The sequence below is a fragment of the Streptomyces venezuelae genome, assembly GCF_008642295.1.
GTDB classification, from domain to species: domain Bacteria; phylum Actinomycetota; class Actinomycetes; order Streptomycetales; family Streptomycetaceae; genus Streptomyces; species Streptomyces venezuelae_C.
Map to the genome: position 1 here is coordinate 6220269 of NZ_CP029190.1, position 24059 is coordinate 6244327.

The 24059-nt window shown below is 72.9% G+C and carries 23 protein-coding genes, 1 pseudogene and 1 riboswitch; of the genes and pseudogenes, 21 read left to right on the plus strand and 3 right to left on the minus strand.

Going from position 1 to position 24059, the window contains the following annotated elements:
- The first annotated feature begins 132 nt into the window (after positions 1-132).
- A riboswitch (FMN riboswitch) is annotated at positions 133-263 on the plus strand.
- 143 nt (positions 264-406) lie between these two features.
- From ribD to DEJ50_RS28150, 11 genes are all read left to right on the plus strand, one after another.
- The gene (gene ribD, locus DEJ50_RS28100) at positions 407-1552 is read left to right on the plus strand and encodes a bifunctional diaminohydroxyphosphoribosylaminopyrimidine deaminase/5-amino-6-(5-phosphoribosylamino)uracil reductase RibD (protein ID WP_150210877.1); all 1146 of its coding nucleotides are present in this window, start codon (positions 407-409) and stop codon (positions 1550-1552) included.
- A complete protein-coding gene (locus tag DEJ50_RS28105; RefSeq protein ID WP_150210878.1) occupies positions 1553-2164 on the plus strand; it encodes a riboflavin synthase in 612 nt (203 codons plus the stop codon). It begins immediately after the preceding gene.
- Positions 2161-2814, plus strand: a complete 654-nt coding sequence (locus tag DEJ50_RS28110) for a nicotinamide riboside transporter PnuC (protein WP_190344732.1) — start codon at positions 2161-2163, stop codon at positions 2812-2814. The genes DEJ50_RS28105 and DEJ50_RS28110 overlap by 4 nt, the downstream gene beginning before the upstream one ends.
- Entirely contained in the window at positions 2811-4076 is a 1266-nt protein-coding gene (locus tag DEJ50_RS28115) for a bifunctional 3,4-dihydroxy-2-butanone-4-phosphate synthase/GTP cyclohydrolase II (protein WP_150210879.1), read from the plus strand. The genes DEJ50_RS28110 and DEJ50_RS28115 overlap by 4 nt, the downstream gene beginning before the upstream one ends.
- 45 nt (positions 4077-4121) lie before the next feature.
- A complete protein-coding gene (gene ribH / locus DEJ50_RS28120; RefSeq protein ID WP_150210880.1) occupies positions 4122-4607 on the plus strand; it encodes a 6,7-dimethyl-8-ribityllumazine synthase in 486 nt (161 codons plus the stop codon).
- A gap of 34 nt (positions 4608-4641) precedes the next feature.
- Entirely contained in the window at positions 4642-4920 is a 279-nt protein-coding gene (locus tag DEJ50_RS28125; protein WP_150210881.1) for a phosphoribosyl-ATP diphosphatase, read from the plus strand.
- 84 nt (positions 4921-5004) lie between these two features.
- Positions 5005-5853, plus strand: a complete 849-nt coding sequence (gene hisG / locus DEJ50_RS28130; RefSeq protein ID WP_150210882.1) for an ATP phosphoribosyltransferase — start codon at positions 5005-5007, stop codon at positions 5851-5853.
- Positions 5853-6356, plus strand: a complete 504-nt coding sequence (locus DEJ50_RS28135; RefSeq protein WP_150210883.1) for a PH domain-containing protein — start codon at positions 5853-5855, stop codon at positions 6354-6356. Before hisG ends, DEJ50_RS28135 begins: the two co-directional genes overlap by 1 nt.
- Positions 6357-6538: 182 nt before the next feature.
- Entirely contained in the window at positions 6539-7957 is a 1419-nt protein-coding gene (locus tag DEJ50_RS28140; protein ID WP_150210884.1) for a hemolysin family protein, read from the plus strand.
- Entirely contained in the window at positions 7954-8988 is a 1035-nt protein-coding gene (locus tag DEJ50_RS28145; RefSeq protein ID WP_150210885.1) for a hemolysin family protein, read from the plus strand. Before DEJ50_RS28140 ends, DEJ50_RS28145 begins: the two co-directional genes overlap by 4 nt.
- Before the next feature lie 357 nt (positions 8989-9345).
- Positions 9346-9552, plus strand: a complete 207-nt coding sequence (locus tag DEJ50_RS28150) for a hypothetical protein (protein ID WP_150210886.1) — start codon at positions 9346-9348, stop codon at positions 9550-9552.
- Here DEJ50_RS28150 and DEJ50_RS28155 read toward each other — a convergent pair.
- Together DEJ50_RS28155 and DEJ50_RS28160 are read right to left on the minus strand one after the other, a co-directional pair.
- Entirely contained in the window at positions 9549-11495 is a 1947-nt protein-coding gene (locus DEJ50_RS28155) for an AAA family ATPase (protein WP_150210887.1), read from the minus strand. The genes DEJ50_RS28150 and DEJ50_RS28155 overlap by 4 nt on opposite strands.
- Before the next feature lie 356 nt (positions 11496-11851).
- The gene (locus tag DEJ50_RS28160; RefSeq protein WP_150210888.1) at positions 11852-12499 is read right to left on the minus strand and encodes a uridine kinase; all 648 of its coding nucleotides are present in this window, start codon (positions 12497-12499) and stop codon (positions 11852-11854) included.
- Positions 12500-12695: 196 nt separating this feature from the next.
- On the opposite strand from DEJ50_RS28160, the gene DEJ50_RS28165 reads away from it, so the two are divergent.
- The 7 genes and pseudogenes from DEJ50_RS28165 (at position 12696) to DEJ50_RS28200 (ending at position 20016) form a co-directional block, all read left to right on the plus strand.
- The gene (locus DEJ50_RS28165; protein WP_150210889.1) at positions 12696-14069 is read left to right on the plus strand and encodes a peptidase C39 family protein; all 1374 of its coding nucleotides are present in this window, start codon (positions 12696-12698) and stop codon (positions 14067-14069) included.
- A gap of 81 nt (positions 14070-14150) precedes the next feature.
- Positions 14151-14579, plus strand: coding sequence for an SPW repeat protein (locus tag DEJ50_RS28170; RefSeq protein WP_150210890.1), 429 nt, complete (start codon positions 14151-14153; stop codon positions 14577-14579).
- Positions 14580-14718: 139 nt separating this feature from the next.
- Positions 14719-14868 carry an SCO1431 family membrane protein gene (locus DEJ50_RS28175; protein ID WP_150210891.1) on the plus strand — a complete coding sequence of 50 codons (150 nt, stop codon included), beginning with the start codon at positions 14719-14721 and terminating at the stop codon, positions 14866-14868.
- 66 nt (positions 14869-14934) lie between these two features.
- Positions 14935-15564 (plus strand): annotated as a pseudogene (locus DEJ50_RS28180) (TetR/AcrR family transcriptional regulator); the annotation flags it as partial.
- Positions 15565-15852: 288 nt separating this feature from the next.
- Positions 15853-17028 (plus strand): acyl-CoA dehydrogenase family protein, encoded by a 1176-nt coding sequence (locus DEJ50_RS28185; RefSeq protein ID WP_150210893.1) that lies wholly within the window; start codon positions 15853-15855, stop codon positions 17026-17028.
- 658 nt (positions 17029-17686) lie between these two features.
- Positions 17687-18823 carry a hypothetical protein gene (locus tag DEJ50_RS28195; RefSeq protein WP_150210895.1) on the plus strand — a complete coding sequence of 379 codons (1137 nt, stop codon included), beginning with the start codon at positions 17687-17689 and terminating at the stop codon, positions 18821-18823.
- A 92-nt stretch (positions 18824-18915) separates the two neighbouring features.
- Positions 18916-20016, plus strand: a complete 1101-nt coding sequence (locus DEJ50_RS28200; RefSeq protein WP_150210896.1) for a phosphotransferase family protein — start codon at positions 18916-18918, stop codon at positions 20014-20016.
- Between the two features lie 10 nt (positions 20017-20026).
- On the opposite strand, the gene DEJ50_RS28205 is transcribed toward DEJ50_RS28200, so the two are convergent.
- A complete protein-coding gene (locus DEJ50_RS28205) occupies positions 20027-20482 on the minus strand; it encodes a hypothetical protein (RefSeq protein ID WP_150210897.1) in 456 nt (151 codons plus the stop codon).
- A 214-nt stretch (positions 20483-20696) separates the two neighbouring features.
- Here DEJ50_RS28205 and DEJ50_RS28210 point away from each other — a divergent pair, with 214 nt between their 5' ends.
- From DEJ50_RS28210 to DEJ50_RS28220, 3 genes are all read left to right on the plus strand, one after another.
- A complete protein-coding gene (locus DEJ50_RS28210) occupies positions 20697-21137 on the plus strand; it encodes an Lrp/AsnC family transcriptional regulator (protein ID WP_190345061.1) in 441 nt (146 codons plus the stop codon).
- Positions 21138-21239: 102 nt separating this feature from the next.
- Entirely contained in the window at positions 21240-22877 is a 1638-nt protein-coding gene (locus DEJ50_RS28215; protein ID WP_150210899.1) for an amidohydrolase, read from the plus strand.
- 309 nt (positions 22878-23186) lie between these two features.
- A complete protein-coding gene (locus DEJ50_RS28220) occupies positions 23187-23963 on the plus strand; it encodes a polyprenol monophosphomannose synthase (protein ID WP_150210900.1) in 777 nt (258 codons plus the stop codon).
- The last annotated feature ends 96 nt before the right edge of the window (positions 23964-24059 follow it).

Consider the following 24059-nt stretch of genomic DNA (forward strand, 5'->3'; position numbering starts at 1 on the left):
TAGGTCTGGACCAAAGTGGGAACAGGGTGGCGAGGGCCCGTCGAGAACCACTCGCGTGTGAGTCAGGCCACAGCGCTTCACTCGCATGGCCGCCGAGCGCCCGTGGCACACTGGGCCTCGTACCAGTAGCAGCAGCGCACTCCGGGGTCGGTGTAATTCCGAACCGGCGGTTACAGTCCGCGACCCGTCCGCATCCAGCGGCCGGTTGACCAGGTGAAATTCCTGGACCGACGGTTAAAGTCCGGATGGGAGGCAGTGCGCGGCGGGCCAGTCACCGGTACGCCGCCGTCGGCGGCTCGTCCCCGTATCCGCGGGAGCGCGGGCCGTGCATTTCCGGCCAGGCGTTCCCGTGTGCGCCAGTCCGCTTCATCTGTCGTATCCCGACAGGCCCCGGAGTCCGTGCCCGATGAGGCAGGAGGACCCGGTGGCGAACCACGCCGACACGCCCGACGCAACCGCACCGCATGACGCATCCGCCATGCGGCGTGCCATCGCGCTCGCCTCCCGCGGCCTCGGCTCCACCAGCCCCAACCCGGTCGTCGGCTGTGTCATCACCGACCGCGCCGGCACCGTCGTCGGCGAGGGCTGGCACCAGCGGGCCGGCGGCCCGCACGCCGAGGTCCACGCCCTGCGCGCGGCCGGCGAGGCAGCCCGCGGCGGCACCGCGTACGTCACCCTCGAACCCTGCAACCACACCGGCCGCACCGGACCCTGCGCACAGGCCCTCGTGGCGGCCGGCATCAGCCGCGTCGTGTACGCCGTCGCCGACCCGAACCCGCAGGCCAGCGGCGGTGCCGCCACCCTGCGCGCGGCCGGGGTCACGGCCGAGGGCGGCCTCCTGGAGGCCGAGGCCGAGGCGGGCAACACCGCCTGGCTCACCTCCGTACGCCTCGGCCGCCCGCACGTGACCTGGAAGTACGCCGCCACCCTCGACGGCCGCAGCGCCGCCGCGGACGGCTCCAGCCGCTGGATCACCTCCCCCGAGTCCCGCGCCGACGTCCACCGCCTGCGCGCCGAGTCCGACGCCGTCCTCGTCGGCGGCGGCACCCTCCGGGCCGATGACCCGCACCTGGCCGTCCGCGGCATCGAGGGCGCCACCCAGCCGCTGCGCATCGCACTCGACACGCACGCCGGCCTGCTCCCGACCGCCCGCATCCTCGACGACGCCGCACCCACCCTGCTCGTCGTCGGCGAGGACGCCGACACCCGGCACCTGCCGGACGCGGAGCTGCTCCGGCTCCCCCTCCACGACGGCCGCATCGGCGTGCACGACCTGCTCGCCCGGCTCCACTACCGGGGCGTCCGCTCCCTCCTCCTGGAAGGCGGACCCGCCCTCGCGGGCGCCTTCCTCGAAGGCGCGGCCGTCGACCGGATCATCGGCTACATCGCTCCGGCACTCCTCGGCGCGGGCCCCGCCGCCCTCGCCGACGCCGGAGTCACGAACATCTCCCAGGCGTTGCGCCTGGACATCACGGAGGCCGTCCGCATGGGCCCCGACCTCCGGATCACCGCCGTACCCGCCACCGCCACCACCGCCCCCAAGGAGCACTGAGTGTTCACCGGAATCGTCGAAGAACTCGGTGAGGTCACCGCCGTCGAGCAGCTCGAGGACGCCTCCCGCTTCCGCCTGCGCGGCCCCGTCGTCACCGAGGACGCCAAGCACGGCGACTCCATCGCCGTCAACGGCGTCTGCCTGACCGTGGTGGACACCGCGGACGGCGAGTTCACCGCCGACGTGATGCAGGAGACCCTGAACCGCTCCAGCCTCGGCGCCCTCGTCCAGGGCTCCCGGGTCAACCTGGAACGCCCCATGGCCCTAGGCGGCCGGCTCGGCGGCCACCTGGTCCAGGGCCATGTGGACGGCACCGGCGAGATCGTCTCCCGCACCCCGTCCGAGCACTGGGAGATCGTCAAGGTCTCGCTCCCGGCGAACCTCTCCCGCTACGTGGTCGAGAAGGGCTCCATCACGGTCGACGGCGTCAGTCTCACCGTGGTCGAGGCCGCCGCCGACTACTTCACCGTCAGCCTCATCCCGACCACGCTCTCGCTGACCACGCTCGGCATCAAGCAGCCCGGCGACCCGGTCAACCTCGAGGTCGACGTCCTCGCCAAGTACGTCGAGCGGCTGCTCGGTGACAAGGGTGCGCAGGAGGCCGGCCGGTGAGCGCCGTCGACTGGCTGAACTCCGAGGCCTTCACCGTCCTTGGCCAGCACATCCTGTGGTCCGACATGATCGGCAACACCATCGGCCTGATCGCCCTGGCGCTCGGCTGGCGCCGCTCTATATGGACCTGGCCCGCCCAGTTCCTCTCCGGGGCCATCCTCTTCGTCGCCTTCGCCGCCGGACACCTCACCGGCAGCGCCGGCAAGCAGGTCGTGGTCATGCTCGTGGCCGCCTGGGGCTTCTGGCAGTGGAACCGCGGCCGGCAGCAGGCCCAGGACGGCACCATCGCCGTCCGGTTCGCCAGCTGGACCGAACGCGGCCTGCTGGCCGGCGCCGCCGCCCTCGGCACCGTCGCCGTGGCCCTGCTGTTCACCGCCTACCCGTCGCTGTCCTGGGACCCCTGGCCGGACGCCTACATCTTCGTCGGCACCGTCGTCGCCATGTACGCCCAGTCGCGCGGTCTGGTCGAGTTCTGGTTCGCCTGGCTGCTGGTCGACCTCGTCGGCGTCCCCCTCAACTTCGCCAACGGCTACGCGTTCTCCGGCTTCGTCTACATCCTCTACGGCGCGCTCGTCCTGTGGGGCATGCGCGACTGGTGGCTCCGTTCCCGTACCCACACCGCCCAGGCCCTCGAAGGAGCAACGGCATGACCACCGACGAGTTCTTCGCGCTCGACCCCGTCGAGCAGGCCATCCGGGACATCGCGGCCGGTCGGCCGGTCGTCGTCGTGGACGACGAGGACCGCGAGAACGAGGGCGACCTCGTCATCGCCGCCGAGAAGGCCACCCCCGAGATCGTCGCCTTCATGATGAGCGAGTGCCGCGGCCTGATCTGCGCCCCGATGGAGAGCGACGAGCTGGAGCGCCTGGAGCTCCCGCAGATGGTCGGCAACAACACCGAGTCGATGAAGACCGCCTTCACCGTCTCCGTGGACGCCTCCGCCGCCCACGGGGTCAGCACCGGCATCTCCGCCGCCGACCGGGCCACCACCCTCCGGCTGCTCGCGAACGGCACCTCGGAGCCCTCCGACTTCGTCCGCCCCGGCCATGTCTTCCCGCTGCGCGCCAAGCCCGGCGGCGTCCTGACCCGCAACGGCCACACCGAGGCCGCCGTCGACCTGGCCCGCCTCGCGGGCCTGCGCCCGGCCGGCGCGATCGTCGAGATCGCCGGCGAGGACGGGGTCATGCTGCGGCTGCCCGAACTCATCCCGTTCGCCCGCAAGCACGGCCTGACGATCATCTCCATCGAGGACCTGATCGCCTACCGTCGCTCCGCCGAGCCCACCGTCCGCCGCGAGGCCGAGGTCAGCCTGCCGACCGCGTTCGGCGAGTTCACCGCGTACGGCTACCGCTCCACCGTGGACGGGGTCGAGCACATCGCCCTGGTCCACGGCGAGATCGGCGACGGCGAGGACATCGTCGTCCGCATGCACTCCGAATGCCTGACCGGCGACATCTTCCACTCCCTGCGCTGCGACTGCGGCCCCCAGCTGCACGCCTCCATGGAGCGGATCCGGCAGGCCGGCCGCGGCGTCGTGGTCTACCTCCGCGGACACGAGGGCCGGGGCATCGGCCTGGTCTCCAAGCTCCGCGCGTACGAACTCCAGGAGCGGGGCCGCGACACCCTCGACGCCAACCTCGAGCTCGGCCTGCCCGCCGACGCCCGTGACTACGGCGCCGGCGCCCAGATCCTCGCCGACCTGGGAGTCCACAGCGTCCGGCTGCTGACCAACAACCCCGACAAGGCCGCCGCCCTGATCCGGCACGGCATCGTGGTCGCCGAGCGCGAGGCCATGCCCGTCGAGGCGGGCGAGCACAATCTGCGGTACCTGCGCACCAAGCGGGACCGGATGGGGCACGACCTGCCCTGGCTGGACGCGGCCATGTCCGCGTCCACCTGCGGAAACCAGTAACCACACCGATCAGAGAAGTACCCGTACAACGCACCGAGGAGAGCTGTGAGCGGCAAGGGCGCACCCGAACTGAGCGTGAAGAACTGTGGCGACCTCCGGGTCGCGGTCATCGCGGCCCAGTGGCACGAGAAGGTCATGGACGGACTGGTGGACGGCGCCCTGCGCGCCCTCCACGAGCTCGGCATCGACGAGCCCACCGTGCTGCGGGTCCCGGGCAGCTTCGAGCTCCCGGTGGTGGCGAAGGTACTCGCCGGCCGCGGCTACGATGCCATCGTCGCCCTCGGCGTGGTCATCCGCGGCGGCACCCCCCACTTCGACTACGTGTGCCAGGGCGTCACCCAGGGCCTGGTGCAGGTATCGCTCGAGACCGGAGTCCCCGTCGGCTTCGGCGTTCTGACCTGCGACAACGAGGAGCAGGCACTGGACCGTGCCGGACTCGAAGGGTCGAACGAGGACAAGGGGCACGAAGCGGTCACCGCCGCCGTCTCCACCGCAATGACCCTGCGGACGGTCAGCGAACCCTGGCGCTAGCGGCGCGGGGAAACCCCGTATTCTGAGGACCATCATGGCGAACGAAACCTCCAAGACCTTCGAGGAGCTCTTCTCCGAGCTCCAGGCCAAGGCCGACGGCGACCCGAGCACCTCCCGCACCGCAGAGCTGGTCGGCAAGGGCGTCCATGCCATCGGCAAGAAGGTCGTGGAGGAGGCCGCAGAGGTCTGGATGGCCGCGGAGTACGAGGGCAAGGAAGCCGCCGCCGAGGAGATCTCGCAGCTGCTGTACCACGTCCAGGTGATGATGGTCGCCCGCGGGATCTCCCTCGACGACGTCTACAAGCACCTCTGAGCAGCCGGCCCCTCCCCTCCCTCCCCGCACCACCCGTCCGCTCCGCACAGCACCACCATTTACGCGAACAAAGGAACCGTCCTCATGCTGCGCATCGCCGTCCCCAACAAGGGTTCACTCTCCGGGCCTGCGTCGGAGATGCTCCATGAGGCCGGCTACCGGCAGCGCAAGGAATCCAAGGAACTCGTCACGGTCGACCCCGACAACGAGGTCGAGTTCTTCTACCTGCGCCCCAAGGACATCGCCATCTACGTGGCGTCCGGCAAGCTCGACATCGGCATCACCGGCCGTGACCTGCTCCTGGACTCCGGCGCCAACGCGGAGGAGATCCTCCCGCTGAACTTCGGGCGCTCCACCTTCCGCTATGCCACCAAGCCCGGCACCGCGAAGGGCCCCGAGGACTTCCAGGGGATGACGATCGCCACCTCGTACGAGGGGATCGTCGCCAAGCACCTCGCCGACCAGGGCATCGACGCCTCCGTCGTGCACCTGGACGGCGCGGTCGAGACCGCCATCCAGCTCGGCGTCGCCGAGATCATCGCGGACGTGGTGGAAACCGGCACCAGCCTGCGCAACGCCGGCCTGCACGTCATCGGCGAGCCCATCCTGAAGTCCGAGGCCGTGGTCATCCGCCGCAACGGCGCCGATGCCGACAACCCGCAGGTCCAGCAGTTCCTGCGGCGCCTCCAGGGCGTCCTGGTCGCCCGGACCTACGTGATGATGGACTACGACTGCCGCGCCGAGCACCTCGAGCGCGCCGTCGCCCTCACCCCGGGCCTGGAGTCCCCGACCGTCTCCCCGCTGCACAACGAGGGCTGGGTCGCCGTCCGCGCCATGGTCCCCGCCAAGGACGCCCAGCGGATCATGGACGACCTCTACGAGCTCGGCGCCCGCGCGATCCTGACCACCTCGATCCACGCCTGCCGCCTCTGATGAGCGCCGACCAGCCGCCCGTGCCGGCCACCCCCGCCACCCCCGCCACGCCCGTTCCGCCGGCCCTCCCGGCCCTGCCCGTCACCTTCCGGCCGACCCGTACCCGGGTGGTCCTGCTGGGCGTCGGCGCGGCCATGTTCGCGACCATCACCGTGGTAGCGCTGATGCTGGAGCGCCTCACCACCGGCGAGCGGATCAGCTTCGTCTTCGTGGCCGTACTGCTCAGCTCCGTCCTGGTGCTGCTGTCCCGCCCCAAGGTGGTCGCCGACGAATCCGGCGTCACCGTGGTCAACCTCACCACCACCCGCCGGCTGGAGTGGGCGGAGATCCTCCGCGTCAACCTCCGCCAGGGCGACCCCTGGGTGTTCCTGGACCTCAGCGACGGCACCAGCCTGCCCGCCCTGGGCATCCAGCCCGGCGTGGCCCGCAACCAGGCGATCGCCGACGCCCGGGCCCTGCGCGGCCTGGCCGAGACCCGCGGCACCGGCTCGCGCGAAAACTGAGCCCCCGTTGCGGGGACGATCTCACTGACTACTCTGGTGGCGGGGCGCCGCCGCGCGCCCTGCCCCCGGCCCCGGGACCCCGTGGCCCGCGGGCACCTGCGACTTGAGGAGTGACTCCCTCCAGCAATGGACGGATCGTCCGGTAGTACCCGCGCCGCCCTCTCTCCGGAGCCGGCGGCATCATGACCATCCCGCTACTCCTGCTCGGCGCCGCCTTCGTCCTGATCCTCGCCAACGGCTTCTTCGTGGCCGCCGAATTCGGCCTGGTCACCGTGGAGAAGCCGGAGGCCGAACGCGCCGCCGCCGATGGCGACCGCCGCGCCCGTACGGTGGTCAAGGCCCTGCGGGAGCTGTCCTTCCAGCTCTCCGGCACCCAGCTCGGCATCACCATCACCTCCCTCGTGGTCGGCATGCTGGCCCAGCCCGCGCTCGCCGCCCTGCTGTCCGCGCCGCTCACCGCGGCCGGCCTGCCCGCCGGGGCCGTGCCCTCCCTCGCCGTGGTCATCGGCATGCTGCTCGCCTCCGCCGTCCAGATGGTGGTCGGCGAGCTCGTCCCGAAGAACTGGGCGGTCTCCCGCCCGCTCCAGGTCGCCCGCTTCGTGGCCGGCCCGCAGCACCTCTTCTCCAGCGTCTTCCGCCCGGTCATCGCCGGCCTGAACGCCGTCGCGAACCGGCTCGTGCGGGCGCTGGGCGTGGAACCCGCCGAGGAGCTGGCCTCCGCCCGCACCCCCGGCGAACTCGTCTCCCTGGTCCGCCACTCGGCCCAGGCCGGCGCCCTCGAACAGGACACCGCCGACCTGTTCGTCCGTACCCTCTCGCTGGGCGAGCTCACGGCCCAGCACGTGATGACCCCGCGGGTGAAGGTCAGCGCCCTGCAGCAGACGGCCACCGCCGCCGACGTGCTGAACCTGACCCGGGCCACCGGCCTGTCCCGGTTCCCCGTCTACCGCGAGCGGATCGACGAGATCACCGGCGTGGTCCACCTCAAGGACGCCCTCGCCGTGTCCGAGCCGGAACGGGCCCGGACCGGTGTGGGCCTGATCGCCGTGCCGCCGCTGCTGGTCCCGGGCACCCTGCCCGTCCAGCCGCTGCTGGAACTGCTCCGCACCGAACAGCCGATGGCCGTGGTCGTCGACGAGTACGGGGGCACCGCCGGCGTGGTCACCCTGGAGGACATCGTCGAGGAACTCGTCGGCGAGGTCCGCGACGAACACGACCACGCCGAGGCCCGCCCCGAACTGGCCCCCGCCCCGGCCGAGGACGGCCGCCCGGCCTGGGAGGCCGACGGCAGCTGCCGCGTCCACACCCTCCGCCGGATAGGCCTGGAGGTCCCGGAAGGCCCGTACGAGACGGTCGCCGGCCTGGTCGCCGACCTGCTCGGCCGGATCCCCGCCCCCGGGGACCGGGCCGAACTGCCCGGCTGGAAGCTGTGCGTCCGCCAGGTCGGCCGCAACCGCGCGGAACGCGTCCGCCTGATCCCGGCCCCGGCCGTACCGGCGGCACTGGCACTGGCTGCCGCCCTGCCGGCCCCGCAGACCGCCGCCCATCTACCCCTTGACCGATCAGGCAACCGCTCCGAACTGGAAGGGGCCACCCGATGAGCGCGCTGCAACTGCTCTTCGCCCTCTTTCTGGTCCTGGCCAACGGCTTCTTCGTGGGCGCGGAATTCGCCCTGGTCTCGGTCCGCCGCAGCCAGATCGAACCCCTCGCCGCCGAGTCCAAGCGGGCCCGGCAGGTCCTGTACGGGCTGGAGAACCTGCCCCGCATGATGGCGGCGGCCCAGTTCGGCATCACGGTGTGCTCGCTCACCCTCGGCGCCGTCGCCGAGCCCACCGTGGCCCGGCTGCTGGAACCCGTCTTCCACGCCGCTCACGTCCCGGACGGCCTGATCCACCCGCTCGGCTACGCCGTCGCCCTGTCGGCGGTGGTCTTCCTGCACCTGGTCATCGGCGAGATGCTCCCCAAGAACCTCGCGATGGCCGCGCCCGAGCGGACGGCCCTGTGGTTCAGCCCCGGCCTGGTCGCCTTCGCGCGGCTCTGCGGGCCGGTCACCACCGCGCTCGGCGCCTGCGCGCACTGTGTGCTCCGCCTGTTCAAGGTGGAGCCGAAGGACGAGGTCGAGTCCGTCTACACCAGCGCCCAGCTGGGCCGGCTCGTCCAGGACTCCCGACTGGCGGGCCTGCTCGAACCGGTGGAACAGGAGCGCCTGGAAGACGCCCTGGAACTGGGCAGCCGCCCGGTCACCCATGTCCTGCTGCCGCGGGACCGCCTGGTCACGGTCCGCCCCTCGGCCACCCCGCACCAGATCGAGCAACTCACGGTCCGCACCGGCTACTCCCGCTTCCCGGTCCGCACGGACGCCGGCGCCTTCATGGGCTACGTCCACGTCAAGGACGTCCTCGACCTGGAGGACCGAGAACGAGCGGTACCGCAGCGGGCGTGGCGCCGCATGCCGACGCTGAGCGCGACGCTCCCGCTGGACGACGCGCTGACGGTCATGCGCAGGGACGCCACCCACCTGGCCCAGGTCGCCGACCCGACGGGCCGCATCCTGGGCCTGGTCGCCCTGGAGGACGTCCTGGAAATGCTGGTAGGCAAAGTCCACGACCCCGCCCACCGAGTCCCGGCGTAGCCGCCCCGGCCGGGGCGCGGGGCTCCGCCCCAGGGCCCGCGGGGCCGAGTCCCGGGCGGAGCCCCGGGAACCCGGTCGGGGGCCGCAGGCCCGGGTTCCCCGGCGTAGTTCGGGCCGCGGGCGACTCTCGGGGCTCCGCCCCAGGGCCCGCGGGCCTGGACGCGTGTCCGGCGCCGCAGGCCCCGGGTTCCGGGCGGGGCCCGGGGAACCAGGCGGGTGTGGGGCGCAGCCCTACGGGCGGGGTCGGGGCTCGCGGGGCCCCGGGTTCGGGCGGGGCCCGGGGAATCAGGCGGGTGTGGGGCGCAGCCCCACGAGCGGGGTCCGGGGCCGCAGGCCCCGGTTTCGGGAAGGGGCGGGGTGGGGCAATCCGCCGCGCAGCGGCCCAGTCCCGAAGCCCGGCCCCGCGTACTGGCCCGGCGTACCGGCCTGGCCCCGCGCAGCGGCCCGGCCTCGGGGCCCGGCCCCGCGTACGGCTCGGCCTCGCGCAGCGGCCTGGCCCGGCGTACCGGCTCGGCCCCGCGCAGCGGCCCGCCCGGCCCCCCGTACGGCGCGGCCCAGCGCTAAAGCCCCGGCTCCGACTGCGGTCCCCGCCCCGACAGGACCTCCCCGTACGCCTGCATCAAGTCCGGCAGCCGCAGCGTCGCCAGGTCCTCCCGCGATGGCGTTCCCCCGTACCCCGCCAACCGCAGATCCCGGTACGCACAGCTCTTCTCGTACAGCGTCCGCAGGAACCGCCCGTTGCCCAGCTCGTCGATCCAGCCCTGGTCCACCACGTGCCCGCTGATGCTCCGCAGCTCGTCCAGCGCCTCCTCGTCCCAGCGGTCCCCGTTCGACTCCGCCAGCACGCCCCCGATCGCCGTCAGCTCCAGCGGCCGGTAACTCGGGAAGTCCACCCGCGTGGTGAACCGCGAGGACAGCCCCGGGTTCGCGGCCAGCAGCCGGTCCATCCCCGCCGGATAGCCGGCCAGGATCACCACCAGGTGGTCCCGGTTGTCCTCCGCCCGCTTCAGCAGCACCTGCAACGCCTCGTCCCCGTACGCGTCGCCCTTGCTGTACCCCGAGTTCGACAGGCTGTACGCCTCGTCCACGAACAGCACCCCGCCGATCGCCGAATCGATCAGCTCGTTCGCCTTCACCGCGGTCTGGCCCAGGAACTCGCCCACCAGGTCCGCCCGCTGCGCCTCCACCAGATGGTCCCCGCCCAGCAGTCCCAGCGCGTAGAACACCCGCCCGAGGATCCGCGCCACCGTGGTCTTGCCCGTCCCGGACGGCCCCGAGAACACGAAGTGGCGTTTCGGCGGCTGCACCGGAAGGCCCTGCCCGGCCCGCAGCCGGGCCATGTGCAGCTGCGCCGAGAGCGCCTTGACCTGCCGCTTGACCGGTTCCAGGCCCACCATCCGCTCCAGCTCGGCCAGCGCCTCGGCGAGCAGCGCCGGGTCCGCCGGGCCGGGCGGCAGCCCGGCGGGCGCGGCCTGCGGCGGTACCGCGGCCTTCCGGCGTACGCCGTCCGTCCGGCCGCCCGGTCCCGGCGGCGGGACACCGGCCCCGGGCCCAGGCCCCGCAGCCGCCCCCGTCCCCGCGCCAGGCGGCGCCCCGGCGGACGGCCCGGCCGCCGGCCCCGCGAACCGCGGCTCCGCCGGCTCCCCGCCCAGTAACGGGTCCGGCTCCGCCAGGGTCGGCATCACCGCCGCGAAGTCACCGCCGACCGGCGACAGGTCGTACCCCTCCAGCCCGTCCGACTCGGCGGCGATGGCCGTCAACCGGGCCGCCGTGTCCATGAACGCCGGATCCACCCGGTGCACCGCCCGGTACAGCGGCAGCGCGGCGGCGCTGCGCCCCGTCCCCTCATGGGCCCGCGCCAGCCAGTACCGCAGCTCCTTGCGCTGCGGCTGCTCGCTGCGGCACCGCATCAGCGCCGCCGACAGCATCGGCTCCGCCTGCCCGTACATCTCCAGCCGGACCCGGGCCATCCCGCCGAACAGCCCCGCCTCGATGCCCAGCAGCGGATCGTCCACCAGCGGCTCGGTGTGCCGGACCAGCTGCTCCCAGTCCTTCACCAGATAGGCGCGGCAGGCGTGCAGGAACCGGACCTGGGCATCGGCGTCCACCGGTGGCAGGGCGGCGAGGGCCTGGTCCAGTTCGGGCACATGGCGGCCGTCCAGCCAGTGCGAGGCGTGCGCCAGCAGCAGATCGCGCCGGCTCTCCAGCACCGGCTGCACCCACCAGCCCAGCCAGTACCAGGAGTTGAGGGTCCGCCGGTGCCGGGCCCGCTGCTCCCCGAACCGGTCCCGGTGGGCGTACATCCGCAACAGCGCATGGGTGGTGTCCACCCGCAGCGCGTGCAGCCCCAGCCAGGCGTCCGCCATCGTGGGGTCGAGTCGTACGGCCGCCCGGAACTCCTCCTCGGCCTGCGGATAGGCGCCCATGGTGCAGGCGTCCACCCCGCGCAGCCAGGCGAGTTCGGCCGGGGCGTGCGCGCTGCCGCTGCCCTGCGTGCCGAAGTCCATCACGTCCCCCACAAGCCTGCCCCCGTGGTGCGCAGCAACCCCCGCATTGCACAGCCGAGTTGCCTCTGCGCCGATGAAATCAGGCTGGCATCGTACCTGCGGCCACGGACCTTACGCAGTGCGCCGGAGAGACGGATCCACCGGCGCCCCGACGGCATCAATGTCACACACAGTGAAGGGCGGGGGAGGGGGAGGAGCTGCGGAGGGCAGTACGAAGCCCCCGGTCACGGGGGAACAACCGGGGGCTTCGCGTCCGCAGTGGCCGTGTACGGCCACGCATTCAGAACGTAAGGCCGGTGCGGGCCCCAGGTCAAGCGGTGCCGGGCAGGCCGGCGCGAGCGGACCGGCCGGGCCGGTCAGGCCTGGGGGAGTTCGTCACCCTCGGTAACGGAACCGGGGGTTCCTGTCGTCCCACCCGCCCCGGAAGTCCACTCGTATCCCGTACCGCACTGGCGCACCAGGGTGTCGGCGAAGGGGCGTGAAGGATCGTCCGCGAAGTGCGCGAGCTCCGCGCGCTCCCAGCCGTCCCAGAAGAGGTCCAGTTCGCGCCCGTCCCGGTTCCGGCCGCGCCCCCAGGACAGCGTGCGCGGGGTTTCCATCCACAACAGCCGGGCCAGATGCGGGCGCAGCGCCCGCCGGCCCGCCCCCACGCCCTCCACCAGCAGCAGCGGAACGGGCTCCAGCACCCGCGCCGGGCCGAACCTGCGCTCCACCCAGTCGTACGGCGCCCAGTGCGCGGCCCGCCCCGTGGACAACGGCTCCAGCACCTGTCGGCGCAGCCGCTCCGTCCAGCCGAACAGCTCCTCGTGCGTGGCCACGTCGTCGAGGTGCAGCACGGGCACCCCGCCCAGCGCCTCGGCGAGCCGCTCCGCGAAGGTGCTCTTCCCGGACCCGGCGTGCCCGTCGATCCCGATCAGCCGCACCGGCCCCAGCGAGGGCGGCAGCACGGCGAGCTCCTGCGCGAGCCGGCGGAGCGGGTGAGAGGGCGGACGGAACTCTTCCACCCGCCCAAGCCTACGGGCGCGGGGGCCGGCCCCCGCGACCGGCGGCCCCCGCTACCGCCGGCCTCCGCTACCGCCGGCCCCGGCCGGCCCGGCGCCGGGGCGGCTGCGACACGCGCCCCGTACGCCCTGGCCCCGGGTGGCCCGACCTGGGAGGGTGGCGGGAGCTGCCGCCTCGACCGACCTGGGGGTCCCGCCCATGACCGAACTCACCCCGCGCCGGACCCTGCTGGCAGCCGCCCTCGCCGCAGCCGCCGCGGCGGGCGGCAGCCCCGCCGTCCAGTCCGCCTCGGCCGCCGCCCCCGGGAGCTCCGGCGCAGCCGCCGGCCCCACGGTGGACAACCGGTTCTGGTTCTCGTCCGCGGACTGGCAGGCCGGAACCCACCACGGCACCACCGCCGTCCCCGGCGCCCGCCCCGCCCTCGCCTTCGCCGCGCCCGCCGGCCGCACCGCGTACACCGACCCGCACACCGGCAGGCAGGGAACCTGGGAGTACGCGGCCTGGACCTCCCCGGTGCACCGGTCCGCCGTGCCCGCCACCGAGGTCATCGCCTCCTGGAACGCCCGCACCCCGGCCGGCAGCTGGCTCCAGACCGAACTCCGCGGCACCTACACCGACGGCACCGCCACCCCCTGGTACGTGATGGGCCGCTGGGCCTCCGGGGACGCCGACATCCGCCGCACCTCCGTCGACGGCCAGACCGACGGCCGCTCCACCGTATGGACCGACACCCTGGTCGTGGACGACCCGGCCAAGGGCCTGCGGCTGCGGGACTGGCAGCTCCGGCTGACCCTGTACCGCCGCCCCGGCGCCGACCTGCGCCCGGTGGTGTGGCTGGCCGGGGCGATGGCCTCCGATGTGCCCGACCGGTTCACCGTCCCCGCCTCCGGCCCCGGCCGGGCGGTGGCCGGCCACGGCCGGGAGCTGAAGGTGCCGCGGTACTCCCAGGAGACCCATGCCGGCCAGTACCCGGAGTACGACAACGGCGGCGAGGCCTGGTGCAGCCCCACCTCCTCCCAGATGGTCATCGAGTACTGGGGCCGGAAGGCCGCCCCGCAGGACCTGGCCTGGGTCCGGCCGGAGTACGCCGACCCGCAGGTCTGCCACGCGGCCCGGTCCACGTACGACCACGCCTACCGGGGCTGCGGGAACTGGCCCTTCAACGCCGCCTACGCAGCCACCTACCCGGACATGGCCGCCGTGGTGACCCGGCTGACCTGCCTCACCGACCTGGAGGCCCTGATCGCGGCCGGGATCCCGGTCATCACCTCCCAGTCCTTCCGCGAGGGCGAGCTGACCGGCGCCGGATACGGCACGGCGGGCCATCTGATGACGGTCGTCGGGTTCACCCCGGCCGGCGATGTGATCGCCAACGACCCGCACGCGCCGACCAACGCCGCCGTCCGCCGGGTCTACCGCCGCCGCGAGTGGGAGAACGTCTGGCTCCGGACCAAGCGGTACAACGCGTCGGGCAAGGCCGTCTCCGGCAGCGGCGGCGTCTGCTACCTCTACGTCCCCGCCCTTCCGGACCCCGGCCGGACGGCCGCACTGCGGGCGGTCGGAGTGCTCTGAAAACCCTGCATGACCTGCAAACAAACGGGCATAAGGTGGACATAAAGGGCAATCGAGTACGTCTCTAGGAGGCGGCCCGCCATGACCACCCATCCGAGAATTGAGCAGCACCCCGACCTCGCCGAGATGCGCACGCGGTTCGAGCGGGTGACGAGCACCCCCCGAGCCCAGGCCGTGGAGACACTGGCCCTCATCACCGGCCTGTACCTGGCGGCCTCGCCCTGGATCGCCGGGTTCAGCGGGCTCGGCCCGCTGGCCGTCAACAACCTGATCACGGGCCTCGCGTTCTGCGTCTGCATGAGCGGCCTGGGCTCCGCCTACGAGCGCACCCACGCGATGGCCTGGACGGCGGTCGCGCTGGGTGCCTGGACCATCATCGCCCCGTGGGTCATCGCGGGGGAGATGGACACCACCCGCAGCGTGGTCAGCAACGTGATCGCCGGTGGCGTGGCCCTGTGCCTCGGCCTCGCCATGGTGGCCATGGCGGGACGTGATCGAGACACCGTCTGACCTCGGGAAACACCGAAGGGCGGGGGTGTGGGCCCCGGCGGCAGTGACCAACGTCTCTACCGCCGGGGCCCCGGTCGCTGGCACATTGGAGGGACACCGGGGGGTGTCCGTTCACTGCCAGACGATCGTGAGAACACCCATGACTGCGAACACCGCCGCCCTCGCCCGCGCCCGCAAGCTGACCCGGACCGGCGGTCCGAAGGACGACTCCAAGTGGCTCGAGAACGTCCTCGGCTGGACCCTGGTGGTCGTCGTGGCCATGTTCGTCACCCAGGTCGGCTGGCTGTAACCGCCCCCGGTCACTCCGGATGCGATACTGCCGGGATCTTTCGGCAGTCAAAGGCGAGGTCCGGATTTGAATCGTGGTCAACAGCGCGGAACGACCGAGCGTTCGCAGGTCCGCAGAGCCGAACTGATAGCGATCGGGCGACGGTTGTTCGCCGACACCTCGTACGACGCACTGTCCATGGACGACATCGCCAAACAGGCCGGCGTCGCCAAAGGGCTGATCTACTACTACTTCGAGAGCAAGCGCGGCTACTACCTGGCCATCGTCGAGGACTCCGTCGCCGAGCTCGTCGCCCGGGCCGCCGGCGAGCTGGAGCTGCCCCCCGCCGAGCGGGTGCACCGCACCGTCGACAGCTACCTGCACTACGCCGAACACCACCAGGCCGCCTACCGCACCATCGTCACCGGCGGCATCGGCTCGGACGCCGAAGTCCTGGCCATCCGGGACACCGTCCGCGAGGAACTGGTCGCCACCATCGCCGAGGGCGCCTACGGCCGCCGCACGCTGCCGCCGCTCGCCCGCCTCGCCCTGATCGGCTGGCTCTCCGGGGTGGAGGGCGCCACCCTCGACTGGATCGGCACCCTGCGCACCCCCGGCCGGCCCGGCCGGGAGGAGCTGGGCGCCCTGTTCGTCCGGCAGCTGCGGGCCACCCTGGCGGTCATCGGCGAGTTCGTTCCCGAATGCCCGGCTCCGCCGCCGCTCCCCGGAACGCCCGCGTTCACGGTGCCCGGCCCGGCCCCGGCCGCGGCCCCCGTCGTCTTCCCGGCCGCCTCCGGCCCCGGCCCAGGTCACAGCCCGGGATCAGCCGATCTTGCACCCGTGACGTAAAGCATCCGATCGGGCATACTCAACCCGCCGCAGCCGCTCGTCCGTCCCTCCCGTGATCCGGGAGGGCAGCATCGGCTGCCTGAGCATCGAGACCCGGCGGCGCGTCCCACACCTCGCGTGCCGCCGCCGCGCCCGACGAGGGAGGAGAGCGCCGCCATGACCGACCGCGCCCCGCAGCCGGTGGACCGTCAGCTGCCCACCGAGGAGTCCCGGGACCTCCTCGCACTGGTACGCGAGATCGCCGGACGGGAGATCCGCCCGCAGGCCGCCGAGGAGGAGGAAGCCGGCCGCTTCCCCCGCGAGGTCTTCCGGCTGCTCTCCGACGCCGGCCTGCTCGGCCTCCCGTACGCCGGTGAGTTCGGCGGCGGTGAGCAGCCGTACGAGGTCTACCTCCAGGTCCTGGAAGAGCTGGCCGCGGCCCGGCTCACCGTCGGCCTCGGGGTCAGCGTGCACTCGCTGGCCTGCCACGGCCTGGCCGGCTACGGCACCAAGGAGCAGCAGGGCGAGCACCTGCCCGCCATGCTCGGCGGCGGCCTGCTCGGCGCCTACTGCCTGTCCGAGCCCTCCTCGGGCTCCGACGCCGCCTCGCTGACCACCAAGGCCGTCCGCGACGGCGAGGACTGGGTGATCACCGGCACCAAGGCGTGGATCACCCACGGCGGAGTCGCCGACTTCTACACCGTTCTCGCCCGCACCGGCGGCGAGGGCCCCAAGGGCATCACGGCCTTCCTGGTTCCCGGCGACGCGGAGGGCCTCTCGGCCGCCGCCCCCGAGAAGAAGATGGGCATGAAGGGCTCGCCCACGGCCCAGCTGCACTTCGACGGCGTACGCGTTCCGGACAGCCGCCGGATCGGCGAGGAGGGCCAGGGCTTCACGATCGCGCTGGCCGCCCTGGACGCGGGCCGCCTCGGCATCGCCGCATGCGCCATCGGTGTCGCACAGGCCGCCCTGGACGAGGCCGTGGCCTACGCGCTGGACCGCAAGCAGTTCGGCCACCCCATCGCCGACTTCCAGGGTCTGCGCTTCATGCTGGCCGACATGGCCACCCGGATCGAGGCCGGCCGGGCGCTCTACCTGGCGGCGGCCCGGCTGCGGGACGCGGGCAAGCCGTTCTCGCGGCAGGCGGCGATGGCCAAGCTCTTCTGCACCGACACGGCCATGGCCGTGACCACGGACGCGGTACAGGTGCTCGGCGGATACGGCTACACCCAGGACTTCCCGGTGGAGCGGCTGATGCGGGAGGCGAAGGTCCTGCAGATCGTCGAGGGCACCAACCAGATCCAGCGCATGGTGATCGCCCGCCACCTGGCGGGGCCGGAGACGCGGGCGTAGCCCGGCCCTGACCCGCCGGACGCGCCCTAGTCCTCGAAGAGGGGGCCGTCGGGCCATACGGGCGCGGTGGCGACCCGGTACCACTCCGGGTCGCCCCGGCCCGGCAGGGTCCGCCCCTCGCCCGCCCAGCGGGCGATGAGATCGCGGTAGATGGGCGGATCGGGCGGCGGCTGGGCCGGCGCATGCGCGGGCGCAGTTCGGGCAGCCGACTGCTGAACCGATTCTTCGTAGCCCGGTGGGACCGGCCGCCGCCGTCTCCCGGTTGAAGCATCAAGCAGGGTCATGCCTGGGCCAACGCTGTGCGGCGGCGCCGGGTCACTGGGCCCATACGTTCGAGTGGTGCTCCTTTTTGGGGGCTCGGTTCGCCTCCGGGGCGCTGTTGTCGGCTCCAGGAGGGCGTGCGTCCTCGAAAACGCTCGTTCTCCCCCAGGCTTCGCCCGGGGGGACCCCCACGCGTTTTCTCCGGGCGCTCGCCCTCCTTCGCCGACGCGCCCCTTCGGCTCACTCGCCCGCGCAGGCTTCGCCGGGCCGGCGCAACCGTGCGGGTGGCCACGGGTGTCGGGGTGTCAGGGAATGACACGACCCTGGTCCCGCGTGCGGTTTCTGACGTACCGTCATATCCGCCGCACCGCCCACCCCCGCGCCCAGGAGGTTTGCCATGCCCGCGGACCGCCCCATCGCCCTCGACGAATACCCCATCCACCAAGTCCCGTTGTCGATGAAACACATCGCCACCGGCGACCGGAACGCCTACGACCGCTGCATCTTCCACGTCTTCGACCACGCCGGCCGCTTCGTTCTCATCGCCGGCCTCGGCGTCTACCCCAACACCGGCGTCATCGACGCCTACGCCACCCTCCGCACCGGCGACGAACTCCTCGCCGTCCGCGCCTCCGACGCCCTCACCGACGACCGGATGAACCTCTCCGTCGGCCCGCTCAGGATCACCGTCGACACCCCCCTCAAGCAGCTCACCCTGCACTGCGACCCGGCCCCCGAAGACCCCGCCGGCCTCTCCTTCGACATCACCTGGACCGCCGGGTTCCCCGCCGTCTGGGAACCCCACCACGTGCAGCGGCGCGGCGACCGGCTGATGCTGGAGGGCCGCCGCTTCGTCCAGGCCGGCCAGGCCACCGGCACCCTCCGGGCCCGGGGCGAGGAGATCACCCTGACCCCGGGGGAGTGGACCGGCACCCGCGACCGCAGCTGGGGGGTCCGCCCCATCCCCGGCGAGGACGGCGGCCGGGCCGCCGAAGAGCACCGCACCGAGGGCTTCCACTGGCTCTGGATCCCCGTCCGGTTCGAGGACCGCTTCCTCATGGTCATCGTCCAGGAGGACGCCGACGGCCACCGCACCCTCACCGAGGCCGTCCAGGTCTTCCCCGAGGCTGCCGGCCGCCCGGACACCCAGCTCGGCTGGCCGTACGCCGACATCGCCTACCGGCCCGGCAGCCGCCACCCCGAGTCCGCCGTCATCCACCTCACCGACCCGGTCTCCCGCAAGCCCCTCGAACTCGGCGTCGAGATCCTGTGCTCCTCCCCGCTCGCCGTCGGCGCCGGTTACCCGCCGGCCGGCGACTGGCAGCACGGCAGCTGGCAGGGCCGCGGCTGGACCGACCGCCGCGTCTACGACCTGTCCGACCCCACCGCCCACCCCATGGCCGCGTTCGGCGTCACCGACCACTCCGCCCGCTTCACCCTCGACGGCCGCACCGGCCACGGAATCTTCGAACACGGCAGCTTCGGCCGCCACGACCCGAGCGGCTTCACCGACTACTCCTCCGTCGCCCCGTAGGCACCCCGGCACGCCCCCAGCACCCCCGGCACCTCCGGCACCTCCGGCACACCCCCGTCACACCCCAGGAACAGGACAGGAAAGGGGCAGCAATGGCAACGGCACCACGTCCCCGCACCTCCACCCGCGACCCGGAAGAACTCGGCCGCCGCCTCACCGCCTGGCTGGACCGCACCCTCCCCGGCGCCCGGATCAGCGGCATCACCGTCCCCGGCTCCAACGGCATGTCCAGCGAGACCCTGCTCTTCGACATCGAGCACCCCGACACCCCGATCCGGGCCTGCGCACTCCGGCTGGCCGCGGACCCCGCCGCCTACACCGTGTTCCCGACCTACGACATGGCCCGCCAGCACCGCGTGATGAGCCTGGTCGCCGAGCACACCGACGTGCCCGTACCGCGCGTGGAGTGGCTGGAGGAGGACCCCGGCCCGCTCGGGGCGCCCTTCTTCGTGATGGCCCGGGCCGAGGGCCGGGTGCCGCCGGACGTCATGCCGTACACCTACGAGGGCAACTGGGTGCACGCCGCGACCGACGCCGAACGGGCCGAGCTCCAGGAGCAGAGCATCTCCCTGCTCGCCCGTCTGCACGACCAGTTCCCGGCCAAGGAAGCCGCCTTCCTGCTGCCCGAAAGCGGCACGGGCAGCCCGCTGCGCCGGCACGTCGAGTCCCAACGCGCCTACTACGAGTGGGTCGTCCGGGACCTGGCCCGTTCACCCCTGCTGGAGCGGGCCTTCGACCGGCTGGCGGAACTCTGGCCGGCCGACGAGGGCGAACCCGTCCTGAACTGGGGCGACGCCCGTATCGGCAATGTGATCTACCAGGCCGACGGGTTCCGGCCGGTGGCCGTCCTCGACTGGGAGATGGCCGCATACGCACCGCGCGAGGTCGACCTCGGCTGGACCGTCTACCTCCACCGGTTCTTCCAGGACCTCACGGTCGGCTTCGGCCAGCCCGGACTCCCCGGCTTCCTGCGCCGCGAAGACCTGGAACGCAGGTACGCCGAACTCACCGGGCACACCCCGCGCGACATGGAGTTCCACACCCTGTACGCGGCGCTCCGGCACGGCATCGTGATGCTGCGGATCGCCTACCGCCAGGCGCACTTCGGGGAGGTGGAGATCCCCGCCGACCCCGACGGCCTGATCCTGCACCACGCCAGCCTGGCCGCCATGGTGCAGGGAACCTACTGGTAGACGAGGGCGCTCAGGCCGCCCGTACGTGCTGACGCAGCTGCGGCGGCGCGGCCACCAGCCGGACAGGACGCGAGCCCGGACCGCCGACGTGCGAGAAGGGCTGCGTCCGCCAGTCCAGCCCCTGAGGGAGCGTCAGCACCACGACCGGCTCCAGCTCTTGCGTATCGGCGGCACCGATCACCGGCAGCGCATCGGACACCGGACGCCCGGTACCGGCGCAGACCGTGAGCCCGAAGGGGTTCCACGGGGTCAGGCAGAGGGCGTGCTCCGGAAGGTGCTCCTCGTCGGCGACGAGGGCGATGGACTGCCCGCAGTCGGGGCAGGTCGCATGGTGTATGTCGAAGGACTCGGCCTCGTCGAGATAGCCGGCGTCCTCGGGGTCCTCCGCTCCCTCGGCCTCGGTGCCGGCGTCGAGGAGCTCGACTGGCTCGGGCTCGCTACGGGCTGCGCGCTTGGTGTTCGACATGGTTGTACTCCCCCTTGGGTGGGCCGGGCGGGCAGGTTCGGCCTCGGCCACAGCAAGCACTTCCCGCCATGCCGCACGAGTAACCACAACACCCCGGCAGAGGACTGCATACCCCTGTGGCTTTGGTCACATGCCTGCTGCAGGTGCCTCCTGCGGCGAGACGGTACTGGGCGAGGACCACTTCTGGGCCTTAGGTTGAGCGGCTATGAGCGCAATGGAGGAGTTGGACCGCCAGATCGTGGATCTGCTCGTACGGGACGGGCGGATGAGCTACACGGACCTGGGCAAGGCCACGGGCCTGTCCACGTCGGCGGTCCACCAGCGAGTACGCCGCCTGGAACAGCGCGGGGTCATCCGCGGCTATGCCGCCGTCGTCGACCCCGAGGCAGTCGGCCTGCCCCTGACCGCCTTCATCTCGGTCAAACCCTTCGACCCCTCGGCGCCGGACGACATCGCGGAGCGCCTGTCGGGTGTACCGGAGATCGAGGCCTGCCACAGCGTCGCGGGCGACGAGAACTACATCCTCAAGGTCCGGGTGGCCACCCCGCTGGAGCTGGAGGACCTCCTGGGCCGCCTCCGCGCCCTGGCCCACGTCGCCACCCGCACCACGGTGGTCCTCTCCACCCCGTACGAATCCCGCCCACCCCGCATCTGACCCGCCGCAGCACGCCGCCGCCCGCCGCAGCCCGCCGAGCCGGACCGCACGGCGGGCGGACCCGTGTCGTCCGGGGCCGTCGCGACCCGCGAAACTGATCCCATGACGCATGGCCATGGCGCGGCGACCCCGCACGACGATCAGCCCCGGACCGTACTCCTCCGCCGTGGCGAGGTGCACAGCCCCGCCGACCCCTTCGCCACCGCGATGGTCGTCGAGCGCGGCCACATCGCCTGGGTCGGCTCCGAAGGCGCGGCCGACGCCTTCGCACAAGGAGTCGACGAGGTCGTCGACCTCGACGGAGCCCTTGTCACCCCCGCTTTCACCGACGCCCATCTGCACGCCACCTCCGCCGGCCTCGCCCTGACCGGCCTCGACCTCACCCGGGCCCGGTCCCTGGCCGAGGCCCTGGACCTCGTACGGGCCCACGCCGACGGCCGGCCCGGTGACCGGGTCCTGCTCGGCCACGGCTGGGACGCCGCCCGCTGGCCCGAGCGCCGGGCCCCCCGCCGCGAGGAACTGGACGCGGCCACCGGCGGCCGGCCGCTCTACCTGAGCCGGATCGACGTCCATTCCGCGGTGGCCACCACGGCCCTCCTCGACCGGGTGCCCCGCCTCCGCGAGACCCCCGGCTTCCACGACGGCGAGCCGCTGACCCGGGACGCCCACCACGCCGTCCGCGCCGCCGCTTTCGCCGCGGTCACCCCCGGCCAGCGCGAGGAGGCCCAGCGGGCCGCACTCCGGCAGGCGGCCTCCCTCGGCATCGGCTCCGTCCACGAGTGCGGCGGGCCGGACATCTCCTCGCCCGAGGACTTCACCGCCCTGCTGAACCTCGCCGAGGCCGAGCCCGGCCCCCGGGTCTTCGGCTACTGGGCCGACCGGGACCTGGCCCTTGCCAAGGAGCTCGGCGCCATCGGCGCCGCCGGCGACCTCTTCGTGGACGGCGCCCTCGGCTCTCACACCGCCTGCCTGCACGCCCCGTACACCGACGCCGCCCACACCGGCACCGCCTACCTCGGCACCGACGAGGTGGCCGCGCACGTCGTCGCCTGCACCGAGGCCGGTCTGCAGGCCGGCTTCCACGCCATCGGCGATGCCGCGATCACCGCCGTGACCGACGGGATCCGCCGGGCCGCCGACACGGTCGGCCTGGCCCGGATCCGGGCCGCCCGGCACCGGGTCGAGCACGCCGAGATGATGACCCCGGCCACCATCGCCGCCTTCGCGGAGCTCGGTCTGACCGCCTCCGTGCAGCCCGCGTTCGACGCCAACTGGGGCGGCCCGGAGGGCATGTACGCCGACCGGCTCGGCGCCGACCGCGCCCGTACCCTCAACCCGTACGCGGCCATGCTCAAGGCCGGTGTCCCGCTCGCGTTCGGTTCCGACGCACCCGTCACCCCCCTCGACCCCTGGGGCACGGTCCGGGCCGCCGCCTTCCACCGGACCGCCGAGCACCGGATCTCCGTACGCGCCGCCTTCACCGCCCACACCCGCGGCGGCTGGCGGGCCATCGGGCGGGACGACGCCGGTGTCCTGGTGCCGGGCGCCCCCGCCGACTACGCGGTCTGGCAGACCTCGGAACTGGTGGTCCAGGCCCCCGACGACCGGGTCGCCCGGTGGTCCACAGACCCCCGTTCCGGCACTCCCGGACTGCCCGACCTCAGCCCCGGCACGGACCTCCCGGTGTGCCTCGCGACGGTGGTCGGCGGCCGGGAGGTATTCGTACGCCCACAGGGGTGATGAGGTCTGCCTCCGTTCGGCGCGGGCGGCCGGACCCGGATAGGTTCGGCCGGGTCCACCAAAGGACGCCCGTACCGGACGGATCCGTCGGCTCAGCGCGCCCGCGCCTCGGGGGCGAGGGAAGGTTTCGCCGGGCGGTGGGGTGCGACCCGGGTGGGGCCCGGCGGTCCAGTAGACAACGGTTTCGGCCGCCCGCAGCCAGCGGGAGCCGGGCCGGCCCGAAGGACGCCGGGTCCCGATCCCCCGGACACCGCCTAGAGTGGGGAGTCACCAGTGACAGGACGTACCAAGACGTACTAAGGGGAATCAGTGAGCGACGGCGGTGAGCGGGGGTACGGGCCGCTCGGCACGGTTCTGGTGATCATTCCGACCTACAACGAGGCGGAGAACATCGGGCCGATCGTCTCCCGAGTGCGCGCCGCGGTGCCCGCGGCCCACGTCCTGGTGGCCGACGACAACAGCCCGGACGGCACCGGCAAGCTCGCCGACGAGCTGGCGGCCGAGGACGACCGGGTCCACGTCCTGCACCGGAAGGGCAAGGAGGGCCTGGGCGCGGCCTACCTGGCGGGATTCCGCTGGGGCCTGGAGCGCGAGTTCGGCGTCCTGGTCGAGATGGACGCAGACGGCTCCCACCAGCCCGAGGAACTGCCCCGGCTGCTGACCGCCCTCAAGGGCGCCGACCTGGTGCTGGGCTCCCGCTGGGTGCCCGGCGGCCGGGTGGTCAACTGGCCCCGGCACCGCGAGATCCTCTCCCGCGGCGGGTCGACCTACTCCCGGCTGATGCTGGACGTGCCGATCCGTGATGTGACCGGCGGCTACCGGGCCTTCCGCCGGCAGACCCTCGAAGGGCTGGGCCTGGAGGAGGTGGCCTCGGCCGGCTACTGCTTCCAGGTCGACCTGGCCCGGCGGGCGGTGCAGAAGGGCTTCCGCGTGGTGGAGGTGCCGATCACCTTCGTCGAGCGCGAGTTCGGCGACAGCAAGATGAGCAAGGACATCGTGGTGGAGGCCCTGTGGCGGGTCACCACCTGGGGCCTGAGCACCCGCGCGGCCAAACTCGGCATCCCGGGCACCGGCACCCGGGGCTGATTCCCCGGGGGCCGAGTTCCCATGGGCCGAGTCCCTAGGGGACGGCCGCTACCTCCGGCCGACGCCGGTTTTACGGAGCACCCGGCACACTGGGTG

Bases quoted from the DNA above. Each gene is read 5' to 3' on its own strand.
- ribD (WP_150210877.1), top strand. From the start codon at position 407: ATGAGGCAGGAGGACCCGGTGGCGAACCACGCCGACACGCCCGACGCA.
- DEJ50_RS28115 (WP_150210879.1), top strand. From the start codon at position 2,811: ATGACCACCGACGAGTTCTTCGCGCTCGACCCCGTCGAGCAGGCCATC.
- DEJ50_RS28125 (WP_150210881.1), top strand. From the start codon at position 4,642: ATGGCGAACGAAACCTCCAAGACCTTCGAGGAGCTCTTCTCCGAGCTC.
- hisG (WP_150210882.1), top strand. From the start codon at position 5,005: ATGCTGCGCATCGCCGTCCCCAACAAGGGTTCACTCTCCGGGCCTGCG.
- DEJ50_RS28135 (WP_150210883.1), top strand. From the start codon at position 5,853: ATGAGCGCCGACCAGCCGCCCGTGCCGGCCACCCCCGCCACCCCCGCC.
- DEJ50_RS28140 (WP_150210884.1), top strand. From the start codon at position 6,539: ATGACCATCCCGCTACTCCTGCTCGGCGCCGCCTTCGTCCTGATCCTC.
- DEJ50_RS28145 (WP_150210885.1), top strand. From the start codon at position 7,954: ATGAGCGCGCTGCAACTGCTCTTCGCCCTCTTTCTGGTCCTGGCCAAC.
- DEJ50_RS28155 (WP_150210887.1), bottom strand. From the start codon at position 11,495: ATGGACTTCGGCACGCAGGGCAGCGGCAGCGCGCACGCCCCGGCCGAA.
- DEJ50_RS28165 (WP_150210889.1), top strand. From the start codon at position 12,696: ATGACCGAACTCACCCCGCGCCGGACCCTGCTGGCAGCCGCCCTCGCC.
- DEJ50_RS28170 (WP_150210890.1), top strand. From the start codon at position 14,151: ATGACCACCCATCCGAGAATTGAGCAGCACCCCGACCTCGCCGAGATG.
- DEJ50_RS28175 (WP_150210891.1), top strand. From the start codon at position 14,719: ATGACTGCGAACACCGCCGCCCTCGCCCGCGCCCGCAAGCTGACCCGG.
- DEJ50_RS28185 (WP_150210893.1), top strand. From the start codon at position 15,853: ATGACCGACCGCGCCCCGCAGCCGGTGGACCGTCAGCTGCCCACCGAG.
- DEJ50_RS28195 (WP_150210895.1), top strand. From the start codon at position 17,687: ATGCCCGCGGACCGCCCCATCGCCCTCGACGAATACCCCATCCACCAA.
- DEJ50_RS28200 (WP_150210896.1), top strand. From the start codon at position 18,916: ATGGCAACGGCACCACGTCCCCGCACCTCCACCCGCGACCCGGAAGAA.
- DEJ50_RS28205 (WP_150210897.1), bottom strand. From the start codon at position 20,482: ATGTCGAACACCAAGCGCGCAGCCCGTAGCGAGCCCGAGCCAGTCGAG.
- DEJ50_RS28210 (WP_190345061.1), top strand. From the start codon at position 20,697: ATGGAGGAGTTGGACCGCCAGATCGTGGATCTGCTCGTACGGGACGGG.
- DEJ50_RS28215 (WP_150210899.1), top strand. From the start codon at position 21,240: ATGACGCATGGCCATGGCGCGGCGACCCCGCACGACGATCAGCCCCGG.